We start from the raw sequence: 6,052 nt of genomic DNA, 5'->3' as shown, positions 1-6,052 counted from the left end.
CGCCCGGGTCATCCACCCCTTCCCCGGTTCTCGTCCCCGCTCAGCGGGCGCCCTTACGCGAGCGCGGCACCGAGCGGAAGGAACCCGATGAAGAAGGCCCACCGCCGGGCGCCGAGACCACGGCGGCCGAGGACGCCGAGGAGAAGGGCCTCCGCAAGCGGCTCGTGTCGCTGGTCGCCGGGAACATGGCGGCGCGGGTGGGGGCACTGGCGTCGCTCGGGCTCGCGACGGTCCTCGTCGCGCGGGTCGGCGGGCCGGAGCTGGTCGGGGCGTTCACGCTCGTCCGGATCCTGCCGGGGCTGCTCTGCCACCTGTCGAACGGGGGGCTCCCGGCCGCCGCGCCCTACTTCCTGGCGCGGGACGAGCGCGGCCCGAGCCGGGTCCGGCCGACGCTCGCCTGGCTGACCGTCATCGGGGCGGTCCTGGCCGCGCTGACCTGGCTCGCGCTGAGCCCGCTGCTCTTCCACGTGTTCTTCAAGTCGTTCGGCGTGTGGGTGACGCTCGCCGCGGCCGTCCCGGCGTTCACGCAGGGGTTCGTGTCCGTCGGGAAGGGGCTGCTCCAGGGGACCGACGACCCGAACGGCGCGAGCCTCGCCATCGCCGTCGAGGAGTTCGTGTTCCTGCCCATCTACGTCGCGATCCTGCTTGCCTGGCACGGGCCGGGCGCGCTCGTCGCCGGGCTCGTCCTCGCCGACCTCGCCGCCGCGGCGTGGATCGCGCGGCGGCTGCGGCGGCGCGGGTTCTTCCGCGGCTGGGGACGGCCCGACGCGCGGCTCGGCAAATCCATCACCGGCTACGGGTTCCGCGGCTACGTCGGCCAGCTCATCGACCTCCTCCAGCTCCGCTTCGACATGGCCCTGCTGGGCGCGCTCGCCGGGCCGAAGGTGCTGGGCGTGTACACGGTCGCCAGCAAGTTCGCGGAGCTGGTGCAGCTTCCGGGGCTCGCGGTGAACTACGTCCTGTACCCCGACTTCGCCAGGGAAGACAAGCGCAGCGCCGCGCGCCGCACCGCCGCGCTCATCCTGCCCGCGCTCGGCATCTCCGTCCTCGCCGCGCTGCCGCTCGCGCTGATCGCCGGGACGGCGCTGCCGTGGGTGTTCGGCGACGTGTTCGACGACGCGGTCGTGCCCACCTACATCCGCCTCGCCGGCGTCGTCACGTTCGGGGTGACCGGCCTGATCATGGCCTACCTGTACGGCGTCGGGCGGCCGGGCGCGGCGTCCACCGGGCAGGGCATCGGCCTGCTGGTCGTCGTCGCGCTCGGCGCCGTGCTGATCCCGGCGCACGGCGCGGAGGGCGCCGCGGTCGCGACGTCCGTCTCCTTCCTCGCCACCACCGCGGCCCTGCTGGCCTGGTTCCAGCACGTCAGGAATAAGGGGTGACCATGTCCGACGACCTCATCGCCCGGCCCGTCGACCCGTCCGGCGGGATCCCGCCCTCGGCCGGCCGCCGGGCGCTCGACATCGCGGGGGCGCTGGCGGGGCTGGCGCTGTTCTCGGTGCCGCTGGTGCTCATCTACGCGCTGGTGCGGCTCACGAGCCGGGGTCCCGGGATCTTCCGGCAGACCCGGGTCGGGCAGGGCGGCCGGCCGTTCACCATCCTCAAGTTCCGGACGATGCGGCAGAACGCCGGCGGCATGAAGGTCACCGCCACCAGCGACCCGCGCGTCACCCGCCTCGGCCGGGTGCTGCGCCGCTTCTACCTGGACGAGCTGCCGCAGCTCGTGAACGTCCTGCGCGGCGACATGACGCTCGTGGGGCCGCGCCCGGAGACCTACGACCTCGCGGTGTACTACGACGCGCGCTGGCGGTGGATCTTCGACCACCGGCCGGGGATGACGGGCATGTCCCAGGTCAGGTTCCGCGACTCCGACGTCCTGCCGCCCGGCGAGGAGGTCGACCTGGCCTTCTACGTCGAGCGGCTCGTCCCGGCGCAGGCGGCGGTCGACGCGGTGTACCTGAGCGACCCGTCGATGCGCGCGACGCTCCGGACGCTGGCCCAGACCGTCTGGTACGTCCTCGGTTTCACCGTCCCGCCGCTGCGGGTATCGGGGGACGGGAACGTGCGGGAGGCGGCGCCGCCGCCGGACACCGCGCGTCCCGCGGAGCGGCCCGGGTCCGCCGCCTAGCGGCACGCCAGAGAGGTTCGCATGCGCTTCCGGAGCGTCCGGTACCTGACCACGGCGGTCGCCGCGGTAGCCGCGGTCATGCTGCTCACCGGCCTCGCGCTCCGGCTGCACACGGGGCCGCCCGCCCCGGAGCCGCCGTACCGGGGGCCGCCCGCCTCACCGGGCACGCCCGCGGCGGAGGCGACCGGCACCCGCCGCATCGCGCTCAACACCGAACCCGCCGACTACCCGCGCCTGCGCGCCCTCGGCTACGACCTGGTGGACGTAGCGCCCGACGCCGAACAGGTCGACGGCGTCCCTCCCGGCATGGAGGCGATGCTGTGGGTCGGCAACTACCACTGTGACGACTTCGTCCTCGGCTTCCAGGAGTTCAAGGACGCCGTCGACCGGTTCGGCCGGGACCCGCGGGTGTTCGGCTGGTACCTGTCGGACGAGCCGAACGCCGGCGACTGCCCCGAGGTCGCCGGGGAGATCCGCCGCCGCGCCGAGTACATCGAGCGGAACGCGCCGGGGCAGGTCTCGTTCGTCTCGCTCACCGACTTCCCGATGGAGCCGCTGACCCCCGGCCGCATTGGCGTCGACCTGTTCGGGCTCGACCCCTACCCCTGCAAGGGCTCGGCGGACGTCCTCGAACGCTGCGACATCGGCGCCATCGACCGCATGGTCCGGATGGCCGACGACGCCGGCATCCCCCGCGACAGGGTCGCGCCCGTCCTGCAGACGTTCGGGCAGAGCTGCTCCGAGGGCGACAAGCAGTACTGGCTGCCGACCCGGGCCCAGTTCCTCGGGATCCTCGCCCGCTGGGACCGCCTCGCGCCGCGTCCCCCGCTGGAGATCTCCTACTCCTGGGGACACCAGGACGAATGGGCCTGCCCCACCCTCGCCGACGCCACCGGCGGCGAGCACCCGGACCTGCAGAGCATCATGAAGGCCCGCAACAGCGGCTGACCCGGGCGGGGATCAGTTCTGGCGAGGATCAGCCTGGCGGGGATCAGTTCTGGCTCGGCCTCTCGCTGACCTGACTCTGCCTGTCGGCGACGGTCGGCTGCTCCGGCCCGGTCGGAATCGGAAGCTCCATCGAGCCGAGCTTCAGGGCCAGCACCTCCATGACACCCACGACCAGAACGAACGCGACGACCATCAGGCCGAGCCTCTTGCGGTCCACCCCGCGCACCCCTTCAAACCCCCAGCTAAACCGGCATAAAACCTAACACACCATGATCCAAAACCCATTCCCGGATGCACCCTCCGTACCCACATCGTTACCGATTTCCGAGCGGTTGGGTTGCGGCGTGTCGTCGTTATGGCGGACCGGATAACAACAACACGCCGCAAGGGAACGCGGGTTCAGACGCGGTGGCTGGTGAGGTTGGCGGCTCTTGCGTTGACGCACTCGCCCGTTGCCAGGTCGAAGGCGAAGTTGTGCGCCAGGCAGTGGATCCGGCCGTCGCGGACGATGGCGCCCACGCTGAGGTCCTCGCCGGCGTGGGGGCAGTAGCGGGGGATGTCGTAGCGGTCGCCGTCGCATTCGACGGTGATGCGCTCGCTCTCGTCGCGTCCGGTCTCGTACTCCTCGACGGCCGTCAGCGCGGGCGCGTTGGCGTGCTTGAGGAGGCCGACCAGGTAGTCGTTGTAGACGTCGGGGTCGCGGTAGAGGCTGACGCGGAACGAGATCAGGAGGTCCTCCCAGGCCATCCGGCCGTCGAGGACGGCGTCGACCCAGCGGCCCGCGGCAGTGATGCGGTAGTGGGGGCGCACGTCCGGGGACGCGTGCGCAACGGTGAGGGCGTCCGGTGCGAAGTCCACGTCCCAGACGCCGCCGTTGGGCCCGGTGACCTCGAAGCGGACGACCATGGCGATCTGGCGGAGGAAGTAGTCGCTGAGGCCGCCCAGGTACGCGAAGTGGGCGGCGAACCGCTCGTAGAGGCCGGGCCCGGGTTCCGGATGGTCCGCGATCACCTCGGCGATCGCGGCCGCGCGGTCGGCGGCGTAGCGGTCGAGGTACTCGCCGGCGTCGGCGAAGGAGAACTCGGCCGAGACCGGGTCGCGGGTGCACTCGCCGGTGTCGAGGTCGAGGACGTCGCCCGGCCTGAAGTAGTCCCAGCGCTGCTGCGGGAGGTGCTCGCGCAGCCATTCGGCGGAGACGTCCGGGTCGCAGAACGCGCCCTCGCGCCGGTCGAGGACCCAGTTGAGGTGGCCGACCTCCGCGTCCAGGAAGCAGGGCGGGCCGGCGAACGGGACGGCGAGCTCCGGCGCGGTCTGCCGGACGAGGCGCTGCACGGAGCGGAGCTTCGAGATCCGCTTGTCCATGGAGATCCGGGCCATCTCCTCGGCCGGGTACTCGTAGCAGATCGGGTGCCAGGACGCGCCGGACGTCTGCACGGCCATCAGGTCGAGCGTGCCGCCCGCCAGGTGCTTGGCGCGGCGGGCCTGCGCGGCGGTCAACCGGGCGTCGTTGCAGTGCAGGATTCCGCGCCCGTCGGCGACGATGAGAAAGGCCGCGTCGTGACACATCGGAGATAGTTCCGGAATCGCGGTGATCCAGGACCCCTGAGTGTCGAGCGGGAATTTCTCCCAGGCGGGCAACTCGATTACCTGGCGGCCGCCGGCGGCGGCGGTCATCCGTTCCCGGAAGGCCGGTCCGGGATAGTGCGGAATGAGGATCCGGGTGCGCTCGGGAAGCCGCTCCAGCACCCAGGGGTCGAAATGATCTAGATGCTCGTGCGAGACCGCGATCCAGTCGGCGTCGAGCAACGCGGCGGTATCGAGATGATCGTTTCTCGGGTACTGGTGCCAGGCTCCGAGAAAGGCCCCCGTCGGAGCGAGCCACGGGTCCGCGAGCAGGTGGAAGGCGGTCGCGTCCACCGCGACCCCCGCATGTCCGAGAAAGGTTACCTTCGGCATGTGGAGACTGTCTCTCCCCGGCCGCTCCGCCGCACCCACAGGAATGCGCAAAGCGGCTACGCCGTAGGGATGAAAGAAAAGGCCGGCGGAGATCTGACTATCGCGACTGAGACGCTTCCATAAAGGACATAGTTTACGTTACTCGCGTGTATGTCCACTTCTGGACATACACGGGTCTGTTGCGGTCAATTGACTGGACACGCGCAGGTGAGCGGGGTGACCGTCTATGGCGGGTGCCGTAAGAGCGAACGGGGGTTCTCATGAGCAACGGGCGGGCTCGGTCGTCGCCGGCGGAGGCTCGGGGGGCCGCCCCGGTGGGAGTGGGGACGCTCACCGGAACGGGTCAGGGCGCCTCCCGCGGCGCCCCCGGGGAGGCGGACGCGGAACGCGCGGAGCGGCTCCTGTGGCGGAGGCGGCTCCGGCACGACATCAGGCACGAGCTCGGCACGATCATCATGCTGGCGTCGGCCGTCGTGGTCGCGGACGACATCGGCGACACGAGCCGGGCCCGCGTCGAGCAGCTCCTCGGCGAGACCCGCTGGCTGGACCATCTGCTGCGGCAGCTCGACGACGGCGACGGGCCCGACCGCGACGACGGCCGGGCGCTGCCCGCCCCGGAGCGCATCCGGGTCGACGACCTCACCGCCGAGGTCGTCACCGGGATGCGCCTCGCGACCCCGCACGAGGTGTGCTTCACCGGCGGCGAGGCGTGGGCCCACATGGACCCGGTCGCGCTGTGGCGCGCGGTCCGCAACGTCCTCGACAACGCGTGCCGCGTCGCGGAGGGGCGGGTCGGCGTCCGGGTCGAGGCGGAGCAGGGCTGGATCGCCATCCAGGTCGACGACGACGGCCCCGGCTTCGGCGCGGACCGCGGCACGCACCGGCCCGGCCTCGCGTCGCTCGGGCTCGGCATCGTCCACGACCTCATCTCCGGCTACGGCGGCAGCCTGGAGATCCGCACCTGCGAGATGGGCGGAGCCCGCGTACGAATGCTGCTACCCGCCGCCCCGCCCCCCGACC

General features: G+C 71.8%; 6 protein-coding genes. 4 read left to right on the top strand and 2 right to left on the bottom strand.

Annotated features, from left to right (window positions below):
- From E1266_RS34790 to E1266_RS34780, 3 genes are all read left to right on the top strand, one after another.
- On the top strand, window positions 1-1,382 hold a 1,382-nt coding region (locus E1266_RS34790; protein WP_132054447.1), incomplete at its 5' end, for an oligosaccharide flippase family protein.
- Between the two features lie 2 nt (window positions 1,383-1,384).
- The gene (locus E1266_RS34785) at window positions 1,385-2,128 is read left to right on the top strand and encodes a sugar transferase (RefSeq protein WP_132054445.1); all 744 of its coding nucleotides are present in this window, start codon (window positions 1,385-1,387) and stop codon (window positions 2,126-2,128) included.
- A 21-nt stretch (window positions 2,129-2,149) separates the two neighbouring features.
- A complete protein-coding gene (locus E1266_RS34780; RefSeq protein WP_132054443.1) occupies window positions 2,150-3,076 on the top strand; it encodes a hypothetical protein in 927 nt (308 codons plus the stop codon).
- Between the two features lie 43 nt (window positions 3,077-3,119).
- Here the strand turns inward: E1266_RS34780 and E1266_RS38525 are convergent, their stop codons facing one another.
- A complete protein-coding gene (locus tag E1266_RS38525) occupies window positions 3,120-3,293 on the bottom strand; it encodes a hypothetical protein (RefSeq protein ID WP_165966328.1) in 174 nt (57 codons plus the stop codon).
- 182 nt (window positions 3,294-3,475) lie between these two features.
- Window positions 3,476-5,032 carry a Rieske 2Fe-2S domain-containing protein gene (locus tag E1266_RS34775; RefSeq protein ID WP_132054441.1) on the bottom strand — a complete coding sequence of 519 codons (1,557 nt, stop codon included), beginning with the start codon at window positions 5,030-5,032 and terminating at the stop codon, window positions 3,476-3,478.
- Window positions 5,033-5,346: 314 nt separating this feature from the next.
- Here E1266_RS34775 and E1266_RS34770 point away from each other — a divergent pair.
- A partial coding sequence (locus E1266_RS34770) for a HAMP domain-containing sensor histidine kinase (RefSeq protein ID WP_132054439.1) occupies window positions 5,347-6,052 on the top strand: 706 nt, incomplete at its 3' end.

The sequence above is a fragment of the Actinomadura sp. 7K534 genome (assembly GCF_004348575.1).
GTDB lineage: Bacteria > Actinomycetota > Actinomycetes > Streptosporangiales > Streptosporangiaceae > Spirillospora > Spirillospora livida.
This window is presented reverse-complemented; position numbering and strand designations above follow the sequence as displayed.